Origin of the sequence: Amycolatopsis coloradensis (assembly GCF_001953865.1) — a bacterium.
Lineage (GTDB): Bacteria > Actinomycetota > Actinomycetes > Mycobacteriales > Pseudonocardiaceae > Amycolatopsis > Amycolatopsis coloradensis.
On the sequence record NZ_MQUQ01000002.1, the window covers coordinates 82,381 to 106,413 of the forward strand.

Annotated in this window: 22 protein-coding genes; 10 read left to right on the forward strand and 12 right to left on the reverse strand. The window is 68.8% G+C overall.

Going from position 1 to position 24,033, the window contains the following annotated elements; translation table 11 throughout:
• The first annotated feature begins 7 nt into the window (after positions 1 to 7).
• A complete protein-coding gene (locus BS329_RS02240) occupies positions 8 to 1,402 on the forward strand; it encodes a mycothione reductase (protein ID WP_076155255.1) in 1,395 nt (464 codons plus the stop codon).
• Between the two features lie 52 nt (positions 1,403 to 1,454).
• Here the strand turns inward: BS329_RS02240 and BS329_RS02245 are convergent, their stop codons facing one another.
• Positions 1,455 to 1,964, reverse strand: a complete 510-nt coding sequence (locus BS329_RS02245) for a hypothetical protein (protein WP_244197000.1) — start codon at positions 1,962 to 1,964, stop codon at positions 1,455 to 1,457.
• 55 nt (positions 1,965 to 2,019) lie between these two features.
• Positions 2,020 to 3,267: a CynX/NimT family MFS transporter gene (locus BS329_RS02250; protein ID WP_076155257.1), complete on the reverse strand. Its 1,248-nt coding sequence runs from the start codon at positions 3,265 to 3,267 to the stop codon at positions 2,020 to 2,022.
• 48 nt (positions 3,268 to 3,315) lie between these two features.
• On the opposite strand from BS329_RS02250, the gene BS329_RS02255 reads away from it, so the two are divergent.
• Entirely contained in the window at positions 3,316 to 4,005 is a 690-nt protein-coding gene (locus tag BS329_RS02255) for a FadR/GntR family transcriptional regulator (protein ID WP_076155259.1), read from the forward strand.
• Between the two features lie 116 nt (positions 4,006 to 4,121).
• Here BS329_RS02255 and map read toward each other — a convergent pair whose 3' ends face one another.
• The 6 genes from map to dxr all read right to left on the reverse strand — a co-directional run bounded on the left by map (position 4,122) and on the right by dxr (position 11,586).
• On the reverse strand, positions 4,122 to 4,979 hold the full coding sequence (gene map / locus BS329_RS02260; protein ID WP_076155261.1) for a type I methionyl aminopeptidase: 858 nt from the start codon (positions 4,977 to 4,979) through the stop codon (positions 4,122 to 4,124).
• A gap of 23 nt (positions 4,980 to 5,002) precedes the next feature.
• Positions 5,003 to 6,808 (reverse strand): penicillin-binding transpeptidase domain-containing protein, encoded by a 1,806-nt coding sequence (locus BS329_RS02265; protein ID WP_076155263.1) that lies wholly within the window; start codon positions 6,806 to 6,808, stop codon positions 5,003 to 5,005.
• Between the two features lie 49 nt (positions 6,809 to 6,857).
• Positions 6,858 to 7,712 (reverse strand): GNAT family N-acetyltransferase, encoded by an 855-nt coding sequence (locus BS329_RS02270; protein WP_076155620.1) that lies wholly within the window; start codon positions 7,710 to 7,712, stop codon positions 6,858 to 6,860.
• A 153-nt stretch (positions 7,713 to 7,865) separates the two neighbouring features.
• On the reverse strand, positions 7,866 to 9,017 hold the full coding sequence (ispG, locus tag BS329_RS02275) for a flavodoxin-dependent (E)-4-hydroxy-3-methylbut-2-enyl-diphosphate synthase (RefSeq protein WP_076155264.1): 1,152 nt from the start codon (positions 9,015 to 9,017) through the stop codon (positions 7,866 to 7,868).
• Positions 9,018 to 9,135: 118 nt separating this feature from the next.
• Complete coding sequence (locus tag BS329_RS02280; protein WP_076155266.1) at positions 9,136 to 10,377, reverse strand: M50 family metallopeptidase; 1,242 nt, start codon at positions 10,375 to 10,377, stop codon at positions 9,136 to 9,138.
• Between the two features lie 3 nt (positions 10,378 to 10,380).
• On the reverse strand, positions 10,381 to 11,586 hold the full coding sequence (dxr, locus tag BS329_RS02285; protein ID WP_076155267.1) for a 1-deoxy-D-xylulose-5-phosphate reductoisomerase: 1,206 nt from the start codon (positions 11,584 to 11,586) through the stop codon (positions 10,381 to 10,383).
• 95 nt (positions 11,587 to 11,681) lie between these two features.
• On the opposite strand from dxr, the gene BS329_RS02290 reads away from it, so the two are divergent.
• A complete protein-coding gene (locus BS329_RS02290; RefSeq protein WP_076155622.1) occupies positions 11,682 to 11,951 on the forward strand; it encodes a DUF2631 domain-containing protein in 270 nt (89 codons plus the stop codon).
• Positions 11,952 to 11,997: 46 nt separating this feature from the next.
• Here BS329_RS02290 and BS329_RS02295 read toward each other — a convergent pair whose 3' ends face one another.
• On the reverse strand, positions 11,998 to 12,564 hold the full coding sequence (locus BS329_RS02295) for a hypothetical protein (RefSeq protein ID WP_076155268.1): 567 nt from the start codon (positions 12,562 to 12,564) through the stop codon (positions 11,998 to 12,000).
• A 90-nt stretch (positions 12,565 to 12,654) separates the two neighbouring features.
• Between BS329_RS02295 and BS329_RS02300 the strand changes: the two genes are divergently transcribed.
• The 3 genes from BS329_RS02300 (at position 12,655) to pdxR (ending at position 18,617) form a co-directional block, all read left to right on the forward strand.
• On the forward strand, positions 12,655 to 13,332 hold the full coding sequence (locus BS329_RS02300) for a peptidylprolyl isomerase (RefSeq protein WP_076155270.1): 678 nt from the start codon (positions 12,655 to 12,657) through the stop codon (positions 13,330 to 13,332).
• Positions 13,333 to 13,559: 227 nt separating this feature from the next.
• Positions 13,560 to 17,168, forward strand: a complete 3,609-nt coding sequence (gene metH, locus BS329_RS02305) for a methionine synthase (protein WP_076155271.1) — start codon at positions 13,560 to 13,562, stop codon at positions 17,166 to 17,168.
• 12 nt (positions 17,169 to 17,180) lie between these two features.
• On the forward strand, positions 17,181 to 18,617 hold the full coding sequence (gene pdxR / locus BS329_RS02310; protein WP_076155273.1) for a MocR-like pyridoxine biosynthesis transcription factor PdxR: 1,437 nt from the start codon (positions 17,181 to 17,183) through the stop codon (positions 18,615 to 18,617).
• Between the two features lie 54 nt (positions 18,618 to 18,671).
• Here pdxR and BS329_RS02315 read toward each other — a convergent pair whose 3' ends face one another.
• Positions 18,672 to 19,400, reverse strand: a complete 729-nt coding sequence (locus tag BS329_RS02315; protein ID WP_076155274.1) for an alpha/beta fold hydrolase — start codon at positions 19,398 to 19,400, stop codon at positions 18,672 to 18,674.
• Positions 19,401 to 19,449: 49 nt separating this feature from the next.
• On the opposite strand from BS329_RS02315, the gene BS329_RS02320 reads away from it, so the two are divergent.
• Positions 19,450 to 20,709, forward strand: a complete 1,260-nt coding sequence (locus BS329_RS02320; RefSeq protein ID WP_076155624.1) for a cytochrome P450 — start codon at positions 19,450 to 19,452, stop codon at positions 20,707 to 20,709.
• A 47-nt stretch (positions 20,710 to 20,756) separates the two neighbouring features.
• On the opposite strand, the gene BS329_RS02325 is transcribed toward BS329_RS02320, so the two are convergent.
• Positions 20,757 to 22,214, reverse strand: a complete 1,458-nt coding sequence (locus tag BS329_RS02325; protein WP_076155275.1) for an MFS transporter — start codon at positions 22,212 to 22,214, stop codon at positions 20,757 to 20,759.
• Between the two features lie 86 nt (positions 22,215 to 22,300).
• On the opposite strand from BS329_RS02325, the gene BS329_RS02330 reads away from it, so the two are divergent.
• Positions 22,301 to 22,687, forward strand: a complete 387-nt coding sequence (locus BS329_RS02330; RefSeq protein ID WP_076155277.1) for a MarR family winged helix-turn-helix transcriptional regulator — start codon at positions 22,301 to 22,303, stop codon at positions 22,685 to 22,687.
• A gap of 3 nt (positions 22,688 to 22,690) precedes the next feature.
• Here the strand turns inward: BS329_RS02330 and BS329_RS02335 are convergent, their stop codons facing one another.
• Positions 22,691 to 23,080, reverse strand: a complete 390-nt coding sequence (locus BS329_RS02335; RefSeq protein WP_244197001.1) for a PASTA domain-containing protein — start codon at positions 23,078 to 23,080, stop codon at positions 22,691 to 22,693.
• Between the two features lie 310 nt (positions 23,081 to 23,390).
• Between BS329_RS02335 and BS329_RS02340 the strand changes: the two genes are divergently transcribed.
• Complete coding sequence (locus tag BS329_RS02340) at positions 23,391 to 23,819, forward strand: hypothetical protein (protein ID WP_143252814.1); 429 nt, start codon at positions 23,391 to 23,393, stop codon at positions 23,817 to 23,819.
• Positions 23,813 to 24,028, forward strand: a complete 216-nt coding sequence (locus BS329_RS02345) for a helix-turn-helix transcriptional regulator (RefSeq protein WP_076155278.1) — start codon at positions 23,813 to 23,815, stop codon at positions 24,026 to 24,028. Before BS329_RS02340 ends, BS329_RS02345 begins: the two co-directional genes overlap by 7 nt.
• The last annotated feature ends 5 nt before the right edge of the window (positions 24,029 to 24,033 follow it).

Genomic DNA, 24,033 nt, shown 5'->3' on the forward strand with positions numbered 1-24,033 from the left:
AGTCAGCGTGCCCCACTACGACCTGGTGATCGTCGGTACCGGATCGGGTAACTCGATCCTCGACCCGCGTTTCGCGAACTGGAACACGGCGATCGTGGAGAAGGGCACGTTCGGCGGCACCTGCCTGAACGTGGGCTGCATCCCGACGAAGATGTTCGTGCACGCCGCCAACGTCGCGGCCACCCCCGCGTCGTCGTCGAAATACGGCGTCGACGAGGAGCTGACCGGGGTCCGCTGGCGCGACGTCCGCGACCGGATCTTCGGGCGGATCGACCCGATCGCCGCAGGCGGGCGCGAGTACCGCGTCAAGCACGAGGACAACAAGAACGTCACCGTGTACGAGGGCGAAGGCCGCTTCACCGGGCACAAGGAACTCCAGGTCAGCTACCCCGACGGCCGCCCGGCCGAGACGATCACGGCCGACCGGTTCGTCCTCGCCGCCGGTGGGCGCCCGGTGCTCCCGGACGTCCCCGGCCTCGCCGAAACCGGGTACCACACCTCCGACACGGTGATGCGGCTCGACGAACTGCCCGCGAGCATCGTGATCCTCGGCGGCGGGTACATCGCGGCAGAGTTCGCGCACGTCTTCGCCTCGTTCGGGGTGAACGTGACCGTGGTCAACCGGTCCGGCGCGCTGCTGCGGTCCGAGGACGACGACGTCAGCGCGAGGTTCACCGAACTGGCCGGGCAGCGGTTCGACGTCCGGCTCGACCGGAAGACCGTCCGCGCGCGCAAGACCTCTTCGGGTGTCGCGCTGGACCTCGAAGGCGCGGAGGGTGCCGAGACCGTCGAGGCCGGCGTGCTGCTGGTCGCGACCGGCCGCACGCCGAACTCCGACCTCCTCGACGTCGCCGCCACCGGCGTGACCACGGGCGAGCGCGGGCACGTCGTGGTCGACGAGTACCAGCAGACCGTGGTCGACGGGATCTACGCGCTCGGCGACCTCTCGTCGGTCTTCGAGCTGAAGCACGTCGCGAACCACGAGCAGCGCGTCGTGCAGCACAACCTGCTGCACCCGGACGAGCGGATCGAAGCCGACCACCGGTTCGTCCCGCACGCGGTGTTCACCTCGCCGCAGGTCGCTTCGGTCGGGCTGACCGAACGCGAGGCCCGCGAGCGCGGCGTTTCGTACGTGACTTCGCACCAGGACTACGCCGGTATCGCCTACGGCTGGGCGATGGAGGACACCACCGGCTTCGCGAAGCTGCTCGCCGACCCGGCCACCGGGCAACTGCTGGGCGCGCACATCATCGGCCCGCAGGCGTCGTCGGTGATCCAGCCGCTGATCCAGGCGATGAGCTTCGGGCTCGACGCGAAGAGCATGGCGCGCGGGCAGTACTGGATCCACCCGGCGATGCCGGAACTGGTCGAGAACGCGCTGCTGAACCTGCCGCTGGACTGACCTCCGCCGCAAGTAGTCCTCTAGTTGCGGTTCCCTTGGGGCTCGCCGGACGTCAGACGACGCGTCCGCAGTTGCGGGCCCCGTTCCGCACCGCGAGTTCGCTCACCGCGTTCATCTGGGTGTCCGAGGCACCCATCAAGGTGGCCGAGCGGGCCCCGTCTCCCGAGAACCGCTCGCCCGCCTCGACGTACCGGCGGACTGCCGCCAAGAACTCCTCACGCGCCGATGCCGCCTCTCCCGGCACCGTGCGGACCCCCGTCGCTCCCCTGAGGATGTCCTTGGCGTCGTCCACCCTCGTCGCGACGAAGTGCTGCCACTTGCGCTGCTCCGTCGCGACGTCCCCCTCGGGGTCCGGCCAGTAGCGCTGGAACGCCGTGCTGTCCGCCCCCACCTGTACGCACACCAGGTCCACGGCGCGGTAGAACTCCGACGGCGAAACCGCGGCCGGGGGCCGCGACGGCGCCAAGACGACGCACACCGCGGCGAAGCAGGCCAAAACCGTTCCGTACGCGATTTCTTCCACCACGCCGACCCCCAGAACCAAGTTTTTGAACAGGTTCAACTCGCTTAGGTTATGGCTGCGCCCGGCGTGGGGTCAAGGAGTTTTTTGAACGCGTTCAGACGAAGCGGCGGCGACCGGCGAAGGCGCCGAAGGTCATCTGTGCGGCGAAGACGACGAGCATCATGATCCACGGCACGGTCCAGCCGTCGGTGAGGTCGTGAAGCAGTCCGAAGAGGAACGGCCCGACGGCCGCGAGCAGGTAGCCGATGCCCTGCGCCATCCCCGACAGCCTCGCGGTGTCCGCGCCGGTGCGCGCCCGCAGCGCGATCACCGTCAGCGCGAGCGAGAAGACGCTCATCCCGAGCCCGATGAGGACGCACCAGAGCAGCGGCGAGGCGGCCGGGGCGACCATCATGCCGACCATGCCCGCGAAGCCGAAGACGCCGAGCCCGACGATCCACGGGCTCTGACTGCCGTGCCGAGCGGCCATCGGCGCCACCACGAGACTGATCGGAACGGCGATGAGCGAGATCAGCCCGAGCAGCAGACCGGAATCACCCTTGCTTACTCCGGCGTCGATCATCACTTCCGGCAGCCAGCCCATCACCACGTAGGCCAAAAAGGCCTGAGTGCCGAAGAAAAGGGTGACCATCCACGCAAGGGGGCTCCGCAGGAGCGAACGCCCGCTACCCTGCTTGCCTGCCTCGGCAACGGGCGCACGCCCAGTACCGCGGGCTGCGAGAATCCAGACGAGGAGTGCGAGCACCGCCAGCACCGACCAGGCGCCGAGACCTTGACGCCAGCCGCCGAACGCGTTCTCCAGGGGAGGGGTGAGCGCGGACCCCAGGGCGCCTCCGCCCTGAAGAGCGGCGGTGTAGACGCCGGTCATCATGCCAACACGCGCCGGGAAGGAGTCCTTGATGACGACTGGGATCAGCACGTTCGCCAGTGCGATTCCCGCCGTGGCCACCAGGGTTCCCCCGAGCACGACGTACGGCCCGTCGATCACCCGCAGCACCAGCCCGACGGCCAGCACCGACAGCGCGGAGGCGATGGCCACGCCGACACCGAACCGGCGGGCCAGTGCGGGAGCGGCGAGCCCGGCGGCGGCGAAACAGAGGCCGGGGAGCGTGGTGAGCACGCCGGCCCAGGTCGCCGTGGCGCCGAGGTCGTCGCGCATCTCGCCGAGGATCGGGCCGACGCTGGTGATCGCCGGGCGCAGGTTGAGGGCGACCAGGATGACCGCGACGCCGAGCAGGACACCGCCGGAGATCACTCCCGGCCGCCACTCCGTCTCGATCGAGCCTTCGAATTCAGGACGATCGTCGAACGGGGAAACGGGTTCTCGGGAGTCGACACGCACGTCGGCTAGTATCACATACATAGGATGATTGGATGAAGGGACAACGCTGTGCCATTGGCCACCACGCGCCGTGCCGGCCTGGTCGATCAGGTCATCGAGCAGCTGCGTGACGCCGTCACGCAGGGAGAATGGCCCATCGGGCAGCGGATACCGACCGAGCCGGAGTTGGCAGGACAGCTCGGCGTCGGCCGCAACACCGTCCGGGAAGCCGTTCGCGCGCTCGCGCACACCGGACTGCTCGAGGTCCGGCAAGGCGACGGCACCTACGTGCGGGCGACGAGCGAGGTCTCGGGCGCGATCCGGCGGTTGTGCGGTTCGGAGCTGCGCGAGGTGCTGCAGGTGCGGCGCATCCTCGAGGTCGAGGGTGCCCGGCTCGCGGCCCGGTCGCGGACCGAGGAGGAGGTCACCGAGCTGCGCTCGCTGCTGGAACGCCGCAATCTCGAACTGCGGGAGCGCCACTGGGAGGATTTCGCCCGTCTCGACGCGGAATTCCACTTCGCCGTTGTCCAAAGTGGACATAACACCCTGCTGACCGAGATGTATCGCGGGCTCACCGAGGTGATCACGGCCAGTGTGGCCGCGACGTCGAACGTGACGCCGGGAGGCGAATACCTGCCGGAGATCGGTCACGAGGGTCTCGCCGAGGCCATCGCCGACGGCGACGCCGACCGTGCCGCCTCCGAGGCGTGCGGTTTCCTCGACGAGCTGCTCGCCAGGGTGGAGCGGGACGAGAGCTGAAGGGGCCGGGCTCGTTGATGAAGGAACCGGGACACTCACGTCCCGAGTCCTTCATCAACGCGGCCACGATCCGAAGTTGCCCGCCAGCCAGCCCCTCTCGGTCACTCACGAGTTTCTCAAGGCAGGGTCAAGATCTCGGCGCCGTCTTCGGTCACCACGAGGGTGTGCTCGAACTGGGCGGTCCACTTCTTGTCCTTGGTGGTGACGGTCCAGTCGTCGGCCCAGATGTCGTAGTCGATGGTGCCGAGGGTGATCATCGGCTCGATCGTGAAGGTCATGCCCTGCTCGATGACCGTGTCGACCGACGGCTCCTCGTAGTGCAGGACGGTCGGCGCGGTGTGGAAAGCCGGCCCGACGCCGTGGCCGGTGAAATCCCGCACGACGCCGTAGCCGAACCGCTTCGCGTACGCCTCGATGACGCGGCCGATCACGTTGAGCTGCCTGCCGGGGCGGACGGCCTTGATCGCGCGCATGGTCGCTTCGCGCGTGCGCTCGACCAGCAGCCGCGCCTCCTCGGAGACTTCACCCGCGAGGAACGTGGCGTTGGTGTCGCCGTGCACGCCACCGATGAACGCGGTGACGTCGATGTTGCAGATGTCGCCGTCCTCGATCACCGTCGAGTCCGGGATGCCGTGGCAGATCACCTCGTTGAGCGAGGTGCAGCACGACTTCGGGAAAGCGCGGTAGCCGAGGGTGGACGGATACGCGTGGTTGTCCAGCAGGAACTCGTGGATCACCTTGTCGATGTCGTCGGTGGTCGCGCCGGGTTTGACGGCCTTGCCACCTTCCTCGAGCGCCTGCGCCGCGATCCGGCTCGCGACGCGCATCGCCTCGATCACCTCGGGCGTGCGGACCCCGTTGCCCGTGTCGCGTTTCGGCGCCGGCCGGTCGACGTACTCGGGACGGGCGATGCTGGCGGGGACGACTCGCCTCGGCGTCTGGACGCCGGGCTTCAAGGGGGAACGAACGGACATGAGTCCAGCCTACGACCTGGTCGCTAACCGAGCCCCGTCAGGAAGCGCTGGGCGGCCTCGACCGCGGGTTTGGCCGTCCCCCCGTCGGTGACCAGCACCGCGAAGGCCAGGTCACCGGTGTAACCGACGAACCAGCCGTGCGAACGCGTCCCGTCGCCGAATTGGGCTGTCCCGGTCTTGCCCCGGACGTCGGGCAGTGGCTTGAGCAGGGTCGCCGTGCCGTCGGTGACGACCTCGCGCATCATCCCGCGGACGGCGTCGAGCACCTCCGGCCGGATCGGCTTCCCGAGCCCGGACGACGTCGTGGTCATCCCCCGCACCAGCGTCGGCACCGGGACCTTCCCCGCCTGGACCGTCGCGGCGGCGACCGCCAGCCCGAACGGGCTCGCCACGACGGTCCCCTGGCCGAAGCCGCTCTCCGCCCGCTGCGCGACGGTGTTCGACGGCGGCACCGAGCCGGTGATCGTGGTCAGTCCCGGGATCACGAAGTCGGCGCCGACGCCGAGGTCACGCGCGGCGTCCGTCAGCGCGGCAGGCGGCAGGTCGGTCGAGAGCTTCGCGAACGTCGTGTTGCAGGATCTCGCGAACGCCGTCGACAGCGGGACGACGCCGAGGGCGAATTTGCCCTCGTTCGGCACCGTCCGGTTCTCGAAGGTGGCCGTGCCGGGGCAGTCGACAGGGCTGCTCGCCTGTACGGTGCCCGCGGACAACGCCGCGACGGCGGTGGCCATCTTGAACGTGGAGCCCGGCGGGAACCGGCCGCTGAGCGCGATCGCGCCCTGGGTGTCGGCCGGGGCGTTCTGCCCAACGGCCAGGAGTTCCCCGGTCGACGGCTGGATCGCGACCAGCGCGGAGGCCGTCGGGAGCGAGGCGAGCGCCCGCTCCGCCGAACCCTGAGCCTTCACGCTGAGCGTGCTGACGACCGCCGGAGCCGGTTGGGGATGTTCGGTGTACAGGTCGATGATCTCGCCGCCGCCCGTGTCGAGCGTGACGACGCGCCAGCCCGCCGAGCCCTCCACCTGGTCCTCCACGAGTGAGCGGACGGCGGGCAGCACCTGCTTGCCGAAGTTCTTGTCGTCGGGCAGCAACCGGTCCTGCTGGCCGAACCGGACGCCGGGCAGGTCGTAGATCTCGGGTTTCACCTGCTGGTAGTCGTTCGCGCGCAGGCTGATCACCGGATAGCCGGCACCCGGCTTGAGCGTCTTCACCCCGTCGCGGATCGACTGACCGGTCACCGAGGCGTCGAACCGGCCGAGCACCGCGCCGAGTTTGTCGGAGACCGCCACCAGGTCCCCCGCCTTCGCCGGGTCGAGCACCACGCCGACAACGGTTTGCGGGCGCAGCAACGGCATCCCGTCACGGTCGAGCACCGGCGCGAGGTCCGGCGGTTCGGACTTCAGCGAGATGGTCTGCTGCACGGCCAGTTGCGGATGGAGCGCCGTCGGCAGCCAGCGCACCTTCCAGCCGTCCTGAGTGGAATGGACCTGCGCGTCGGCCTTGTACGTCCAGACGTGGCCGCGCGGGAGATTCCAGGTGAGCTGATAGGTCGCCGTCCCGTTGTCCTCGCCGGACGAGTGCCGGACCTTCGTGTCCGCGACCTTGATCGACTCGGGGGAAAGCGCCTTCCAAGCCATCTCCAAGGACGCACGCGCGGCGTCCGGCGAATCGGTGAAGGAGGCTGCGGCGGCGACGTCGCCGGAGGAGAGCCCGCCGAGGAAACCCGAGACGGCGTCACCGGGACCGGAATCGGCGAAGAGTCCGCAACCGGCGGCCGCAAGGCCGACCACCCCCGCGAGCACGACGACGGCGACACGACGACCTGCTGGCATGCAACGGATCCTGCCAGTCCGGGCGGTTTCCGACCGAACGCGACACGGCCTAGAAGAGAACCGTCGCGTACTGCCCGACCTGCTGGAAGCCGATCTTGCGATAGGCGGCGAGCGCCGGGCTGTTGTAGGCGTTGACGTACAGGCTCGCGGTGCGGCCCATGCCACGGACGAGCCTGGTCACCACGGACGCCGTCCCGGCGGTGCCGAGGCCGCCGCCACGACGTTCCGGATGCACCCACACACCTTGGATCTGGCCGACCGTGGAGGACATCGCGCCGATCTCGGCCTTGAACACGACTTCGCCGTCCTCGAACCGCGCGAACGCGCGTCCGCCCGCGATCAGTTCCGCGACGCGGGCGCGATACCCGGCGCCGCCGTCACCGTTGCGGGGATCGACGCCGACCTCTTCGATGAACATCGCGATCGCGGCCGGAAGGTACCTGTCGAGTTCCTCCGGGCGTACCGCGCGGACCAGCGGATCGGCCGCCACGTGCGGGACCCCGTCCAGCGCCATCAGCGGCTGGTCGTGCCGTACTTCGCGGGCGGGGCCCCATTCGGGCTCGAGTTCGTCCCACAGTCCGATGACCTGCTCCGCGTGGCCGACGAGCGAAGAACAGCTTCGCTGGCGGCGCAGGGCACGATCGGCGAACGAACGCAAGGCGGAGGCGCTGCCGCGCAAGGGAATCAGGTTCGGCCCGGAGAAGCACAGCCCTTGGAGCCTGCCCGCCCGCACGGGACGGGAATCGGCGGCCCAAAGCTCACCACCGAGCCGCCAGGGGTCGAGACCCGCGGTCTCCACTCTGGCACTGACCATGCAGCTGCCGACCGGGTCCGCGGCGAGCGCGGCACGGACCGCCGGATAGTCCCGATCATCGAGCAGCCGTGCACCTGCGAGCCGCAACACCACTCCAGGGTGCCAGATCGACGGCGTAAACGGAACGCACGCTTTACGACACGCTGAGAGAAGTTGGGCTGGCGGGGGCCCAAGTGTTATGAACGGTCCGTTCATTACAGATTTTTGTAATGAACGGACCGTTCATAACGTGGTCTCGACCAGTCAGCCGACCGTGACGGTGGGCTCTCCCTCGCCGATTGTCTGGCCCGACTCCTCGGCGATCCGCATGGCCTCTTCGATCAGCGTCTCGACGATCGCGTGTTCGGGGACGGTCTTGATGACCTCGCCCTTGACGAAGATCTGGCCCTTGCCGTTGCCCGAAGCGACGCCGAGGTCGGCCTCGCGTGCCTCGCCCGGACCGTTGACGACGCAGCCCATGACCGCGACGCGCAGCGGGACCTCCATACCCTCGAGCCCGGCGGTCACCTGCTCGGCGAGGGTGTAGACGTCGACCTGTGCGCGGCCGCAGGACGGGCAGGAGACGATTTCAAGCTTGCGCTCTTTGAGGTTGAGCGACTGCAGGATCTGGATCCCGACCTTGACCTCTTCCACCGGCGGCGCCGACAGCGAAACGCGGATGGTGTCACCGATGCCCTGCCGCAGCAGCGCGCCGAACGCCACGGCCGACTTGATGGTGCCCTGGAACGCCGGTCCCGCCTCGGTGACGCCGAGGTGCAGCGGATAGTCGCACTGCTCGGCGAGGATCTCGTACGCGCGCACCATGACCACCGGGTCGTTGTGCTTCACGGAGATCTTGACGTCGTAGAAGTCGTGCTCGGCGAACAGCGACGCCTCCCACAGCGCGGACTCGGCCAGCGCCTCCGGGGTCGCCTTGCCGTACTTGTCCATGATCCGCTTGTCCAGCGAACCCGCGTTGACGCCGATCCGGATCGGGGTGCCGTGGTCCTTCGCGGCCCGCGCGATCTCCTTGACCTGGTCGTCGAACTTGCGGATGTTGCCCGGGTTCACCCGGACGGCCGCACAGCCCGCCTCGATCGCGGCGAAGACGTACTTGGGCTGGAAGTGGATGTCGGCGATCACCGGGATCTGCGACTTCCTGGCGATCGCGGGCAGCGCTTCGGCGTCGTCCGCGGACGGGCACGCGACCCGCACGATGTCACAGCCCGCAGCGGTCAGTTCGGCGATCTGCTGCAGGGTCGCGTTGACGTCGGAGGTGAGGGTGGTGGTCATCGACTGCACCGAAATCGGGTGCTCGCTCCCGACGCCGACCGGCCCGACCTGCAGCTGTCGGGTCTTGCGACGCTCGGAGAGGACGGGAGGAGGAAGCGCTGGCATACCAAGAGCGACAGTCACGCCTTCAAGCGTACCTACCCCGATCGGCGGACATACACGACGTCAGCCGTCACGGTGAGCAGCATTACCTGGGCAGCCCAACGACGCTGACAGCGCGCTCCGTAATCGGGGCTCCCCGTCACTGGAACAGCTTGACCGGGTTCACGATGTCGGCGGTGACAGTGAGCAGAGTCACCGCGCCGCCGATGAAGACGAGCACCATCGTGATCGCGGAAAGCTTCGTGTAGTCGACCGGGCCACCCGCCGCCTTGCCCCGCATTTTCCGGAACCAGTCCCGGACCCGCTCGTACCAGACGACCGCGATGTGCCCGCCGTCGAGCGGGAGCAGCGGCAGCAGGTTGAACACGCCGATGAAGAAGTTCAGGCTCGCCAGCAGGAGGACGAAGATCTCCCACAGACCACGCTCGGCGGCCTCACCGCCGATGCGGCTGGCGCCGACCACGCTGACCGGGGTGTTCGGGTCGCGCTCGCCGCCGAAGATGGAATCCACCACCGCGGGGATCCGCGACGGGAACTCGATCAGCCGTTTGGCGGTCTCGGAAAACATCGTGCCGGTGAAGGAGAACGTCGCCCCGACCGCGTCGACGGGGCCGTAGCTCAGCATCGGCGGCGCGGTGTTCTGGATCGGCGAGGCGCCGATCATGCCGACGTCCTTGACCGTGGTGTTGTTGGAACCGTCGGCGACCAGCCGTTGCACCCGTGGCACGTCGACGGTCAGGTTCAGCCGTTGCCCGTTCCGCTCGACCACGAACGGCGTCGGGCCGTTGGCGACCTGGACGGCCGCGAGCATCTCGCGCCAGCTCTTGATCGGCTTGCCCGCGACGGAGACGACCTTGTCGCCCGCCTGGAGGCCGGCGGTCTTCGCGGGGGTCGGGGCGTCGGGCGGGCAGGCCGTGTCGTTCAGCTGCTCCACGGTGGTGGCCGCGCGGGCGCACGACGTGGCGCTGATCACGGCCTCGGCGGGGGCGGCCTGCGCGGCGGGGTTCGGCAGGCCCATGGTGACGGCCATCAAATAGAGAATGATGAAACCGAGGATGAAGTGCATCGCCGAGCCCGCCGACATGACGACGGTGCGTTTCCAGGTCTTGAAGCGCCACATCGCGCGCTTCGATTCCTCCGGCGTGACCTCGTCGAGCGCGGTCATCCCCGCGATGTCGCAGAACCCGCCGAGCGGGATCCACTTCAAGCCGTACTCGGTCTCGCCGCGGCGGAAGGAGAAGATCGTCGGCCCGAAGCCGATGAAGTAGCGCCGGACCTTCATGCCGAAGGCCTTGGCCGCCCACATGTGACCGGCCTCGTGCAGTGCGACGGACAGGCAGATGCCCAGCGCGAACAGCACGATCCCGAGAATGAAGACCACGCGCTACTTCCCCTTACCGATCAGCGCACCGGCACGCGCGCGAGCCCAGCGCTCGGCAGCAAGTACGTCGTCAACGTCGCGAGGTTCGCGACGCCACTCGTCGGCGGCTTCCACCACCTGGGCAATAGTGTCCACAATCGAGGTGAAGCCGGTGTTCTGTGCCAGGAAAGCGGCGACCAATTCCTCGTTCGCGGCGTTGTAGACCGCCGGGACGCAGCCGCCCACGGTTCCGGCGTGCCTGGCCAGCTCGACAGCGGGGAAGGCGTCGTTGTCCAGCGGTTCGAAGGTCCAGCTCGCGGGCTTGTCCCAGACGCACGCGGCCGCGGCGCCGGGAACACGGTCCGGCCAGTGCAGGGCCAGCGCGATCGGCAGCCGCATGTCGGGCGGGCTGGCCTGGGCGATCGTCGAGCCGTCCACGAACGTCACCATCGAGTGGATGATCGACTGCGGGTGGACCACCACGTCGATGCGGTCGGTCTCGATGTCGAACAGCAGCTTCGCCTCGATCAGCTCCAGTCCCTTGTTGACCAAGGTGGACGAGTTGATCGTGATGAGCGGGCCCATCGACCAGGTCGGATGCGCCATCGCCTGCTCGACGGTGACGTCGGCCAGTTCTTCGCGCCTGCGACCGCGGAACGGGCCGCCCGACGCCGTCAGGACGAGCCTCGCGACCTCGGTCTCCCGGCCGGCGCGCAGGGCCTGGGCGATCGCGGAGTGTTCGGAGTCGACCGGGACGAGCTGGCCGGGCTTGGCCGCGGCCAGCACGAGCGGCCCGCCCGCGATCAGCGACTCCTTGTTCGCGAGGGCGAGTGTGGCGCCGGTGGCCAGCGCGCGCAGCGTCGGCGGGAGCCCCTGGGAGCCGGGGAGCGCGTTGAGGACGACGTCGACCGGGGTGGTGTCGATCATCTCGACGACCGCGTCGGCCCCGGCGAAGATGCGCGGGAGCTTGAAGTCGCCGCTGGAGTAGCCGCGCTTCTGCGCCTCGGCGTACAGCGCGAGCTGCAGGTCTTCCACGGCCGTCGGCCTGCTGATGGCGACGGCGTCGACCTGGTGCGCCAGGGCCTGCGCGGCCAGCGCCACGGGGTCGGAGCCGCCCGCGGCGATCCCGGCGACCCGGAACAGGTCCGGGTTACGGGCCGCGACGTCGAGGGCCTGGGCGCCGACCGAGCCGGTCGAACCGAGCACGAGCACACTTCGCGAGGTAGTCATCGGGGCTCATTGTCGCTTGGGCCCCATCCGGCGCGTGCAGCCAGGTGTGGGATCATTCGCCGGCAAGTGAACCACCGGGTCTTGAGGAGTTGATCGTGGCGAGCAAGGCGGTCGAAAAGCGTGGCCGGGTGGGCGTCGACACCGTCGATCCCCGTGACGAGCCGTCGGCCGAATGGGGCTGGCACGGCTCCTTCCCGAAGGCGACGCGGATCGCGGGCTGGCTGAGCGCGATCATCCTGCTGGTGATGCTGTACGGCAACCACCACGGCTGGACCGAGAACCTGTGGCTGATCGGCCTGTCGCTCGCGCTGGTGTTCGGTCTCGTGACGGACATCCGCAAACAGCGCACGGCCTGGCGCAAATAGTTCCTGCACGGCTTCAGTGACCCCTGTCCTCTGTCGAGGGCAGGGGTCATTTGCCGCCCTTGGCCCACAGTTCGCTGACGATCTTGACCGCGTCGCCTGCCTCGACCCCGTAGCGATGCCGGTATTTCGCCGCCGGCCGCTGGACCGCCGCGGCGACGTCCCCGATGGCGGCGTTCTTCCACGCGTCCTTCGGATAGAACTGCCGCATGACGGCGAGGAACTTCCCGGTCGCCCAGACCGGGTCGGTCCGCTGCGCGAAGGATCCCCAGCTGGCGCGCTGCTGGAAGAGCCCGACGGAGTCACCGAGTCCGCCGTCGAGGTTGGCGATGCTCGACTCGACGATCACCGTGGCGATCGCGATGGCCGCCGCGCGTTCGTCGAGGCCCGACTTCCTGACGGTTCCGACGACCGCTCTGGCGCACGACGTGTTGTACGGGTTCATGTAGCGGCGCATCTTGGTGGCGAGTCGCTGGTTGAGGACTTTGGCGGATTCCGCGTCGGCGGCCGACGCTCCGGCCTGGACGCAGGGCAGGGCGACGTGGTCGACCTGGTCGGGGCGGATCTCGATGGGCGGGACGAGCAGGAGAGTGATCGCGAGAGTCGTACTCAGCATGTGAATGTTCTAACGGCCCTGGGCACTCACCAGGCGCGACCCGCGTGAACCGCTACCCGACGACCACCCATTTGAGTTAGGTTCCCCCTCATGAAGCCGCGCTGGGGTGTCACCGCCGTCGTCTCCGCTCTCGCCGCCGTCCTGCTGCCGGGGGTCGCCTCGGCCGCACCCGCCACTTCGGCCTCCCTGCCGATCGTGCGCTGCGAGTTCACGCCGACACCGGACAACCCCGCCGCCCGGCCGGTGCTGCGTCCGCTGCCCTTCGCGCTGACCCGCGGCACCATCGACGTCACGTTCCGCTTCAACCACGGCCCCGTGACCGTGCGCCTGAACCGCGCGGGCGCCGCCCCGTGCGCCGCGCACAACCTGGCCAGCCTGGCCCTGCAGCGGTTCTACGACCACAGCCAGTGCTGGCGCCTGACGAACACCTCGCGCCTCGGCGTCCTTCAATGCGGCGACATCTACGAAGCCGAGAAGGGCGGTCCCGGCTACAAGTTCGCGGACGAGGTCGACGGCACCGAGACCTACGAACGCGGCACCATCGCCATGGGCAACCAGGGTCCCGGCACCAACGGCAGCGAGTTCTTCATCGTGCACTCGTTCGCGAACATCCCGAAGAACTATTCGGTGATGGGCAAGGTCGTGCGGGGTATGGAGGTGCTGGACAGGATCGTCGCGAACGGCATCATCCCGACGGATCCGAACGGCCCGGCCGACGGGCTGCCCGCGAAGCCGGTGAAGATCCAGAAGGCGACCGTCGGGTTCTGAGGGCGATCGGAACAGGCCCCCTGCACCGATTCCCCTGCACCGATCCCACAGTGCGGGAGCCCCCACGCGCTCTGGCCAGCGGCTGAGCAATTCAGGCGAAGTCCCCTTGTGTGTGTCCGGTAAGCTCACCGAAGGTCGAGAGGCGCTGCAACGGACCACGGGGTCCGCCACGCTCGGCCCCGTACCTCACCGCAAGGGCGCCTCCCACGACATGGGAGGAGCTCTGGATGGAAACGACCACCCTTCGAAAGCTGCTGGATGAGCGCATAGTCGTGCTCGACGGCGCTTGGGGGTCGATGCTCCAGAACGCCGGCCTCAAGCCAGAGGACTACCGCACCGAGCGGTTCCAGGATCACCCCCGCGACATCACCGGCGACCCCGACCTGCTGAACATCACCAGGCCGGACGTCGTGCGTGACATCCACCGCCAGTACCTCGACGCCGGCGCGGACATCACGACGACGAACACCTTCACCGCCACCACCATCGGCCAGGCGGACTACGGGCTCGAGGATCTCGCGTACGAGATGAACCTCCGCGGCGCTCAGATCGCGCGCGAGGCGGCGGACGCCGCCGGCGGGAAGTTCGTCGCCGGGTCGGTCGGGCCGCTGAACGTCACGTTGTCGCTGTCGCCCAAGGTCGATGACCCGGCGTTCCGCGCGGTGACCTTCGACGAGGTCTACGCGGCGTACGCGGACCAGATCAAGGCGCTCGCCGAGGGCGGCGTCGACCTGCTGCTGATCGAGACGATCTTCGACACCCTCAACTGCAAGGCCGCGATCTCCGCCGCCCGCGACGTCGCGCCGCATCTGCCGCTGTGGATCTCGGTCACGATCGTCGACCTGAGCGGCCGGACGCTGTCCGGGCAGACGGTCGAGGCGTTCTGGAGTTCCATCGAGCACGCGGACCCACTGCTGGTCGGGGTCAACTGTTCGCTCGGCGCCGAGGAAATGCGCCCGCACATCGCCGAACTGTCCCGCCTCGCGGGCACTTACACGGCCTGTCACCCCAACGCCGGCCTCCCGAACGCGTTCGGCGGGTACGACCAGACGCCCGAGGAGACCGGCGGACTGCTCGGCGACTTCGCCACCTCCGGGATGGTCAACGTCGTCGGCGGCTGCTGCGGCACGACACCCGCGCACATCAAGGAGATCGCCGACGCCGTCCGCGGGATGGAGCCGCGGCAGGTACCGGCTCCGAAGGCGAGCACCCGGTTCAGCGGGCTCGAGCCGTTCGAGATCGGCAAGGACACCGGGTTCGTCATGATCGGCGAGCGGACCAACGTCACCGGATCCGCCAAGTTCCGCAAGCTGATCGAGGCCGACGACCACCAGGCCGCCGTCGACGTCGCGCTGGAGCAGGTCCGCGGCGGGGCGAACCTGCTGGACGTCAACATGGACGCCGACCTGCTCGACAGCGAAGAGGCGATGACCACCTTCCTCAACCTCATCGCCACCGAACCCGAGGTCGCCCGGCTGCCGATCATGATCGACAGCTCGCGCTGGACGGTCCTCGAAGCCGGGCTGAAGTGCGTGCAGGGCAAGGGAGTCGTCAACTCCATCAGCCTCAAGGAAGGCGAGGAACAGTTCCTCGAGCAGGCCCGGCGCATCCGCGACTACGGCGCGGGCGTGGTCGTGATGGCCTTCGACGAGCAGGGCCAGGCCGACACCGCCGACCGCAAGGTCGCCATCTGTGGCCGCGCCTACGACCTGCTGACGCGGAAGGCCGGTTTCGTCGCCGAGGACATCATCTTCGACCCGAACGTGCTCGCCGTCGCGACCGGTATCTCCGAGCACAACGGGTACGCCAAGGCGTTCATCGACGCGCTGCCGCGGATCAAGGAACGCTGTCCCGGCGTGCGTATCAGCGGCGGTATCTCGAACCTCTCGTTCTCCTTCCGCGGCAACAACGTCGTGCGCGAGGCGATGCACTCGGCCTTCCTGCTGTACGCGGTGCGCGCGGGGCTGGACATGGGCATCGTCAACGCCGGGCAGCTCGCGGTCTACGAGGACATCCCCAAGGATCTGCTGGAACTGGTCGAGGACGTGCTCTTCGACCGCCGCGAGGACGCCACCGACCGGCTGGTCACCTTCGCGGAAACGGTCAACGGCAAGGGAACGCAGCGCGTCATCGACCTGTCCTGGCGTGAAGGGACGGTCGAGGAGCGGCTCAGCCACGCGCTGGTGCACGGCATCGTCGACTACATCGAAGAGGACACCGAGGAAGCCCGGCAGAAACTGCCGAGGCCGCTCGAAGTCATCGAGGGTCCCCTGATGGACGGCATGAAGATCGTCGGCGACCTGTTCGGATCCGGGAAGATGTTCCTGCCGCAGGTGGTCAAGAGCGCGCGGGTGATGAAGCGGTCGGTGGCCTACCTCGAACCGTTCATGGAGGCCGAGAAGGAGAAGGCGCGTCTCGAAGGCCGCGTCGAAACCCGCCAGGGCAACGGAAAGGTCGTCCTGGCGACGGTCAAGGGCGACGTGCATGACATCGGCAAGAACATCGTCGGCGTCGTCCTCGGCTGCAACAACTACGAGGTGATCGACCTCGGCGTGATGGTCCAGGCCTCGGTCATCCTGGACACCGCCGTCTCCGAGGGCGCCGACGTCGTCGGGCTGTCCGGCCTGATCACGCCGTCGCTGGACGAAATGGTCAACGTCGCCACCGAAATGGAGCGGCGCGGGCTGAAACTGCCGCTGCTGATCGGCGGCGCGACCACGTCACGCCAGCACACCGCGGTCCGCATCGCGCCCGCGTACGAGAACACGACCGTGCACGTCCTCGACGCCTCCCGCGTCGTCGGCGTCGTCGGTGATCTGCTCGACGCGGACCGCGCCGACATCCTCGACAAGAACAACCGGGCCGACCAGGAGAAGCTGCGTGAGCAGCACGCCACCAAGCAGCGCACCCCGCTGCTGACGGTCGAGCAGGCCAGGGCGAACCCGGAGAAGGTGTCCTTCGACGACATCCCGACCCCCGAGTTCACCGGCGTCCGGTACCTCTCGCCGACGCTCACCGAACTGCGCGAGATGGTCGACTGGACCTTCCTGTTCCTGGCATGGGAGCTGAAGGGCAAGTACCCGGCGATTCTCTCGAATCCGGTCGCGCAGGAGCTGTTCGACGACGCGAATACCCTGATGGACCAGATCATCGCCGAGGAGCGGTTCCAGGCGAAGGGCGCGTACGCGTTCTGGCCCGCGCACTCCGAGGGCGACGACATCATCCTGGAGTCGGGCGTCAAGTTCCCGATGCTGCGCCAGCAGACCAAGAAACCGCTGGAGCGGCCGAACCGCTGCCTGTCCGACTACATCGCGCCGGCCGGGGCGGGCGACCACCTCGGCGGGTTCGCGGTCACCATCCTCGGTGCCGAGGACTTCGCCGCCGAGTTCGAGGCGAAGCAGGACGACTACCGCGCCATCATGGTGAAGGCGCTCGCGGACAGGCTCGCAGAGGCGTTCGCCGAGTACATCCACCTGAAGGCACGACGGGAATGGTTCGAGCCGGACGCCGACCCGAAGCTGGAAGACCTGCACGCCGAAAGGTTCCGCGGTATCCGCCCGGCGCTCGGCTATCCGGCCAGCCCGGACCACAGCGAGAAGCAGGAGCTGTTCGACCTGCTCGACTCCGACAAGCTCGGTATGACGCTGACGGAGTCGTTCGCGATGTCGCCCGCGGCGAGCGTGTCCGGGCTGATCTTCGCCCACCCCGACTCGAAGTACTTCACCGTCGGACGGCTCGGTAAGGACCAGGTCGAGGACTACGCCGCCCGTCGCGGTCTCGAACTGTCCACTATGGAGCAATGGCTGCGGCCGAACCTCGCCTACGAACCCGAATGACACAATGATCGGGTGACTGCCGAGGGCTCGGACTTCCTGCAGCTGGACATCGGGGACGCACCACCGGGGCGCCGATCGGACTGGCTGGCGTCGCGGTTGCGGCACGCCATCTCCGACGGCCGCCTGCCGGTCGGCAGCAGGCTGCCCGCGACCAGGGCGCTGGCGGCGGATCTCCAGGTCTCCCGCGGCGTGGTCACCGAGGCCTACCAGCGGCTGGTCGAGGACGGCCACGTCGCCGGACGCGGCCGCGCGGGCACGGTGGTCGTCGCAGCACCGGCGAGGACGAAGGAACAGACGGCGCCTGGGCCGCCGTCCGCGGGCACGATCTTCCAGCCCGCACCCGGGATCGGCGTCTTCGACTCGCTGCGGTCGACCCCGGCGAAGATCGACCTGTCCCCCGGCGTGCCGGATCTGACGGCCTTCCCGAGGACGGCGTGGCTCCGCGCCGAGCGCACCGTGCTCAACGACCTTTCGGCGGCGGCGTTCGGCTACGGCGACCCGCGGGGAGCGCCCGCGCTGCGGCTGGCGATCGCGCACTGGATCGCGCGTACTCGCGGCATCACCGCCGACGCGGACGACGTCCTGATCGTCGCCGGGGTCGCGCAGGGCCTCGGGCTGCTGGCCCAGGTGCTGTGCGACAACGGGATCGCCGAGATCGCGGTCGAGGACCCGAGTTCGCTGGGCGCGCGGCAGCATCTGCACGACCGGCGGCTCGCGACCCCGCCGATCCGCGTCGACGACGAAGGCATCGACGTCGACGAGCTGGTTCGCAGCGGCGCGCCCGCCGTCCTGCTGACGCCCGCGCACCAGTTCCCGACCGGCGTCGTCCTCGGCGGGGAACGCCGTCGCGAACTGATGCGCTGGGCCGCGGACGGCGGACTGATCATCGAGGACGACTACGACGCCGAGCACCGCTACGACCGTCCGCCGGTCCCCGCGCTGCGCTCGATGCTCGCCGAACAGGTCTGCTACGCGGGCAGCGTGTCGAAATGGCTCGCGCCCGCGCTGCGGGTGGGCTGGATGCTGGTGCCGCCGCGGTACCGGGACGAGGTGGTCGCGGCCAAACGGTTCGCCGACCTCGGCAACGCCGTCCTCCCGCAGCTGGTGCTCGCGCATCTCATGGAATCCGGCGAGATGGAGCGGCAACTGCGGTTCGTCCGCAAACGGCACCGCCGCCGGCGGGACGCGATGATCGACGCGCTCCGGGCGCATCTCCCGGGCGCCGTGGTGCACGGCGCCGCCGCCGGGCTGCATCTGACGATCACCTTCGACGCCGAGTTCTCCGACCTCGACTTCGCCGCCGCCGCGCTGGAGCAGGGCGTGAAGGTGCAGCCGCTGTCGTGGCACTGCCAGCGGCCGATGAAGCCGGGACTCGTCCTCGGCTATGGAGCCAGCCCGGCGACCGACATCGCCGAAGGCATCGCGACCCTCGGCCGCCTTCGGCCCTGACACCACCCGCGTTTCGTCCTCTAGTTGCGGTGGTTCGGCGTCGAACTACCGCAACTAGAGGACGAATTGCCGGGGGAAGGGCAGGAGCGAGGACGGGTCTTCGACGTGGGCGTTGTGGCCGAGTCCCCGGAGTACGGCCGTGTGCGGGCTGAGGGCGCGAAGCTGTTCGGGGCGGCTCATGGGGTCGTGTTCCCCGGCCGCGAGGACGACGGGGCAGCGCGCGGCACCGAGCAGACCGCGCATGTCGGGCGCGCCGACGCCGAACGCGCGGGGGTCCAGCGCCAGCCGCCAGCCGCCTTCGGTTTCGGCCACGCCGTCGGGATCCGCGTCGGCGATCCCGACCAGACCGGCGATCTTGAGGAAGCCGCGTTCGGCGTCCTCACGGGTCGGGAAGACCCTCGGCGGCTTGGCCGCCATGGCGGCCGCCCTCGCGAGGTCGTCCTCGCTCCATTCGACCTTGACGCCGACCGTGAACAGCCCGGCGACCTTCACCCCGAACCAGCCGCTGGCCAGCGCCAGCCCGACCACGCCGCCCAGGGAATGACCGATCACCAGCACCGGCCCGCGTTCCGGGAGCGCTTCGGCGACCGCCGCCGCCAGACCGCCGAACGAGTAGTGCGGCAACCGGCCCGATCCCCCGTGTCCCGGCAGGTCGGGCGCCAGCCAGCGATATCCCGGCTCCGCCATGAGGCCGTCCCAGACCGCGCCCGTCGCGCCGAGGCCGTGCAGCAGCACCACGACGGGGCCTTCGGTTCCGGCGGTGCGCATCTTCAGTGTTTCCACCGGACGGATCTTTCCCCAGTCCCCCGTCCCCGGGCTAGTGTTCGGAGCCGTGATCACCGATCCGGACACGTTCACCCGGGGAGTGCCGTATGAACGTCTCGCGGCGCTGCGCCGGGAGTCGCCGGTCGTGCGGATGGACGATTTTTGGGCCGTGCTGGGCCATTCGGACGTCAAGCACGTGCTGAAGAACCCGAAGCTGTTCTCGTCGCGCCTCGGCGGGACGCAGATCCGGGACCCGGCCACCGAGCAGGATCTCGGTTACGTCCGCCGGATGATGCTCAACATGGATCCGCCCGAGCACGCCCGGCTGCGCGGCCTGCTCACCAAGGCGTTCACGCCGCGCGCCGTCGGCGGGCTGACCGAGCGGATCCACGGCTGGGCAAGGGATCTGATCACCGAGGTCGCGGCGGACGGCCGATGCGACTTCGCCGCCGTCGCCGCCGATCTCCCGCTGCTGACGCTCGCCGAGGTCTTCGGGATTCCCGAACAGGACCGGCGGCTGATGTACGACTGGAGCAATCGCGTGATCGGCTACCAGGACGCCGACTACGCGGTGAGCGCGACCGTCGAGGCGGACGAGGTCACCGATCTCGCGCGGGCGGCGCTGGCCGTGCGGCCGGTTCCGGGACCGGACGGCGCGATGCCCGATCCGCGCACGCGTGCCGGGATGCCGGATCTCTACGCGTACGCCACCGCGCTCGGCGAGTACAAACGGGAGAATCCCGGGGACGACGTGATGAGCAACCTGATGGGACACGTCGACGACGTGGACGGGCGGGTCTCGATCGTGGAGTTCGAGAACCTGTTCTGGCTGTTTTCCGTGGCGGGCAACGAAACGCTGCGCAACGGCATCCCCGGTGGACTGCTGGCGCTGCTGTCGCATCCGGATCAGTACCGGCGGCTGCTGGCCGACCGATCACTGCTTCGGAGTGCGGTGGAAGAGATGCTGCGCTGGTGGACGCCGGTCATGCACTTTCGCCGGACCGCGACCGAGGACGTCGTTCTGTCCGATGTGGACATCCGGGCTGGCGACAAGGTCGTCGTCTGGTTCTCGGCGGCGAACCGCGACGAGTCCGTGTTCGAGGACCCGGACCGCTTCGACATCGGCCGTACGCCCAACGACCACCTGACTTTTGGGCACGGCCCGCATTTCTGTCTCGGCGCCCAGCTCGCCAGGGTGCAGCTGCGGGCGATGTTCGAAGCGGTCCTCGACCTGCTCGGCGAGGTCGAACTCGCCGGGGAGCCGGTGCGGCTGCGGTCGAACTTCCAGAACGGGCTGAAGTCCCTGCCGATCCACTGGCAGGGATGAGCCCCTTCCCGCCCCCGAGCGCGGGAAGGGGCCCGACACCCCCCTGGTCATTCGGCCGCGGCGAACTCCGGTTCGGCGACGGTGGAGCGGGCTTCGGCCTTGCGCAGGCCGACCACTCCGGACAGCGCCACCAGGACACTGATCACGGCGATGCCGGTGACGACGGTCAGCGCGGGCGCCAAGCCGTTCAGCAGCGCGGCCGGGCCGGTGGCGCCACCCGCGTTGCCGGTCAGGACCGCGGTCACCACGGCGAGGCCGATCGCGCCGCCGACCTGGATCGACGTGTTCAGCAGACCGCCGGCGAGGCCCTGCTCGTCGTCGGAGATGCCGTTGGTCGCCTGGATGTTCAGTGAGGAGAACGCCAGCATGAAGCCGATACCCAGCAGGATCATGCTCGGCAGCACCGAACCCGCGTAGCTGGAACTCTCGTCGATCCGCAGGAACAACGCGTATCCGATGACATGGGCGACGACGCCCGCGAGAATCGTGCGCGGCGTGCCGAGCCGGTCGATCAGCGGCTCGATCCTCGGCGAACCGAAGGCCACGATCAGCGCGGCGGGCAGGAACCCGAGCGCGGTCTGCAACGCGGACCAGCCCAGCACGGTCTGCAGGTACAGCATGACCACGAACTGGAAACCGATGTAGGCACCGAAGAACGTCGCGCCGCCGAGGTTGGCGCGGGCCAGCGGGCCGGAGCGCAGGATGCCGAGCCGCAGCAGCGGGTGCTTGCTGCGCTTCTCGATGAACACGAACGTGACGAGCAGGGCGAGCGCGAGGGCGAACGAGATCAGGGTCCGCGGGGCGGCCCAGCCGATCTCCGGTGCCTCGACCACGGCGAAGACCAGCAGGAGCGAACCGGCGGCACCGGTGATCGCGCCGGGGAAGTCATAGCCGCCACCGGTCTGCGGCTGATAGGACGGGATCAGCTTGACGGCGGCGACCAGCGCGGCGAGCGCGATCGGCACCGGCAGCAGGAACGTCCAGCGCCAGCCCACCTCGGTGAGCAGACCTGAGAAGACGAGGCCAGCGGAGTAACCACTGGCACCGAACACGGCGAAGATGCTGATCGCCCGGTTGCGGGCGGGGCCTTCGTGGAAGGTCGTGGTGATGATGGACAGGGCGGCCGGTGCGGTGAACGCGGCGGCGAGACCCTTGATGAAGCGGGTGGCGATCAGCAGCGCGCCGTCGTCGACGAGGCCGCCGAGCAGGGAAGCGAGCGCGAAGACCGCGACGGCGATGAGGAAGACCCGTCGCCTGCCGAGCAGGTCGGCGGTGCGCCCGCCGAGGAGCAGCAGGCCGCCGTAGCCGAGCACGTAAGCGCTGATGATCCATTGCAGGGCACCGGTGGAGAGGCCGAGTTCGGCCTGGATGGACGGGAGGGCGACGGCGACCATCGACACGTCGAGCGCGTCGAGGCCCACGACGACGGACACAGTGAGCAGGACACCCCAGAGGCGCGCGTCCCACCTGGTCGAGCTGGTGGACAGCTGCACGGAAGAACTCATGATCAGTACAGTACATGCACACGCATCTAATGCAAGAGCATTTAATGACTTTGCATAAAATTCACGTGCATGCTATATTGGGCCGCGTGAGCGACGTCGCCGAGCAAGACCTGCTGCTGGAGTGGCACAACCTGTCCGCCCGCCACGCGGCGGTCTTCGGCAGGCTCGAATGCCGGCTGCAGGAGCGTCACGGCCTCGGTGTCACCGAGTTCGAAGCCCTGGAACGGCTGGTGAACTGCGCCGTCGGCAAATGCCGCGCCGCGGACCTGACCGAGGTCGTCCACCTGAGTCAGAGCGCCACATCACGACTCGTCGCCCGCCTGGAGCGCGAAGGACTCGTCCAGCGCGCGCTCTGCGAGGCGGACCGGCGCGGGATCTTCGTCGTGGTTACCGACGAAGGCCGTCGTCGCTACGAAGAGGCGAAGCCGACGCACCGGGCGACGCTCGAAGAAACTCTCACCGTCAAGGCCTGAAGTTCACTTCTCGCCGATCTTGACGGCGGTCAGCGTGATCACCGCGTCCGCGGCCACTTTCGTCCCCGGCGCGGGATCCTGCCCGGTCTGAACCCAGTTCCGGTCCATGACGAGCATCCGGCCCTTGCCCGTCCCGTCGACCTCGCGCAGGTTGTACAACCCGGCCGCCTGCATCGCGTCCTGCGCGGCCTGATGGTTCATCCCGGAGACATCCGGGACGGTGATAAGCCGGGCAGCCGCCGACGTACTCGGCTCGGCGGATGGCCGCACGCTCACGGAAGTCTCGGTGGCGGTCGCCGGTGCCCCAGGTCGCGGGTTCGGGGTGCCGCACCCGGCGAGGGCGAGCGCGCCGACCGCCAGCGACAGGACGATCCGGCCGGCGGTTCCACTCATCCGGGCACTCCATTCTGAGACGGCGGGACCGAGAAGAGTCGCGGCCGGGCGGCCGAGTGTTAGCACCCGACCGGGCGACACCGCGAGCCATACCCTTGCCCGGCACTGATCGCGGGATCTCCGGTGCTTTCTTTGACGGGCCTCGCCGCCAGGTCCGGTGCGCAGCGGGCGTCGAGCGGGGAGGATTCAGGACGTTCAACGTCCCAGATCCTCCCGGCTCGACCGACCTGACCTTGACCGGCGTCCTCACACTCACCACGTAGGTAAAGAATATTTGACACCATGTCTAGAAGTCTTTACGTTGGACAGCGTGGCACTGGAAGAGAAACGCGCGTGGATCATGCTCGTGGTCACGGTTTGCGCCTACGCGGTCTACCTGCTCGTCGTCCTCGGCCGGGCGAGTTCCGGCGCGCTGGCCGAAGTCCCTTACGTGGCACCGTTGCTGTGGACGGTCGGGGCGGCCATCGTGGCCTCGATCGTGCTGCACGTCGCCGCGGCGCTGATCTCACCGGCGGACGCGGGCCGCAAGGACCAGCGCGACCGCGAGATCGGCCGGTTCGGCGAGCATGTCGGGCAGTCGTTCGTCGTGATCGGCGGCGTCGCGGCGCTGGTCATGGCGATGGCCGAACTGGACCACTTCTGGATCGCCAACACGGTGTACCTCGCCTTCGTCCTCTCGTCCCTGCTCGGTTCGATCGCGAAGATCGCCGCGTACCGCTGGGGATTCCGGACATGGTGAAACCGACCAAGGTCACGAACTCGATCCGCGCCCTGCGCTTCGCCGCCGGCGAGATGACGCAGGCGCAACTCGCGGACCGGATCGGCGTCACGCGCCAGACGGTCATCGCCATCGAACAGGGCCGCTACTCGCCGTCCCTGGAGATGGCCTTCCAGATCGCCAGGGTGTTCGGCGTCGGGCTCGACGACGTTTTCCAGTATCCGGACTAGGAAAG

What these genes read in the sequence shown, in the direction of transcription:
- BS329_RS02295 (WP_076155268.1), bottom strand. Translation starts at nt 12,564, where the DNA reads ATGCTGAGTACGACTCTCGCGATCACTCTCCTGCTCGTCCCGCCCATC.
- BS329_RS02345 (WP_076155278.1), top strand. Translation starts at nt 23,813, where the DNA reads ATGGTGAAACCGACCAAGGTCACGAACTCGATCCGCGCCCTGCGCTTC.
- BS329_RS02265 (WP_076155263.1), bottom strand. Translation starts at nt 6,808, where the DNA reads ATGCCAGCAGGTCGTCGTGTCGCCGTCGTCGTGCTCGCGGGGGTGGTC.
- metH (WP_076155271.1), top strand. Translation starts at nt 13,560, where the DNA reads ATGGAAACGACCACCCTTCGAAAGCTGCTGGATGAGCGCATAGTCGTG.
- BS329_RS02335 (WP_244197001.1), bottom strand. Translation starts at nt 23,080, where the DNA reads ATGAGTGGAACCGCCGGCCGGATCGTCCTGTCGCTGGCGGTCGGCGCG.
- dxr (WP_076155267.1), bottom strand. Translation starts at nt 11,586, where the DNA reads ATGACTACCTCGCGAAGTGTGCTCGTGCTCGGTTCGACCGGCTCGGTC.
- map (WP_076155261.1), bottom strand. Translation starts at nt 4,979, where the DNA reads ATGTCCGTTCGTTCCCCCTTGAAGCCCGGCGTCCAGACGCCGAGGCGA.
- BS329_RS02325 (WP_076155275.1), bottom strand. Translation starts at nt 22,214, where the DNA reads ATGAGTTCTTCCGTGCAGCTGTCCACCAGCTCGACCAGGTGGGACGCG.
- BS329_RS02300 (WP_076155270.1), top strand. Translation starts at nt 12,655, where the DNA reads ATGAAGCCGCGCTGGGGTGTCACCGCCGTCGTCTCCGCTCTCGCCGCC.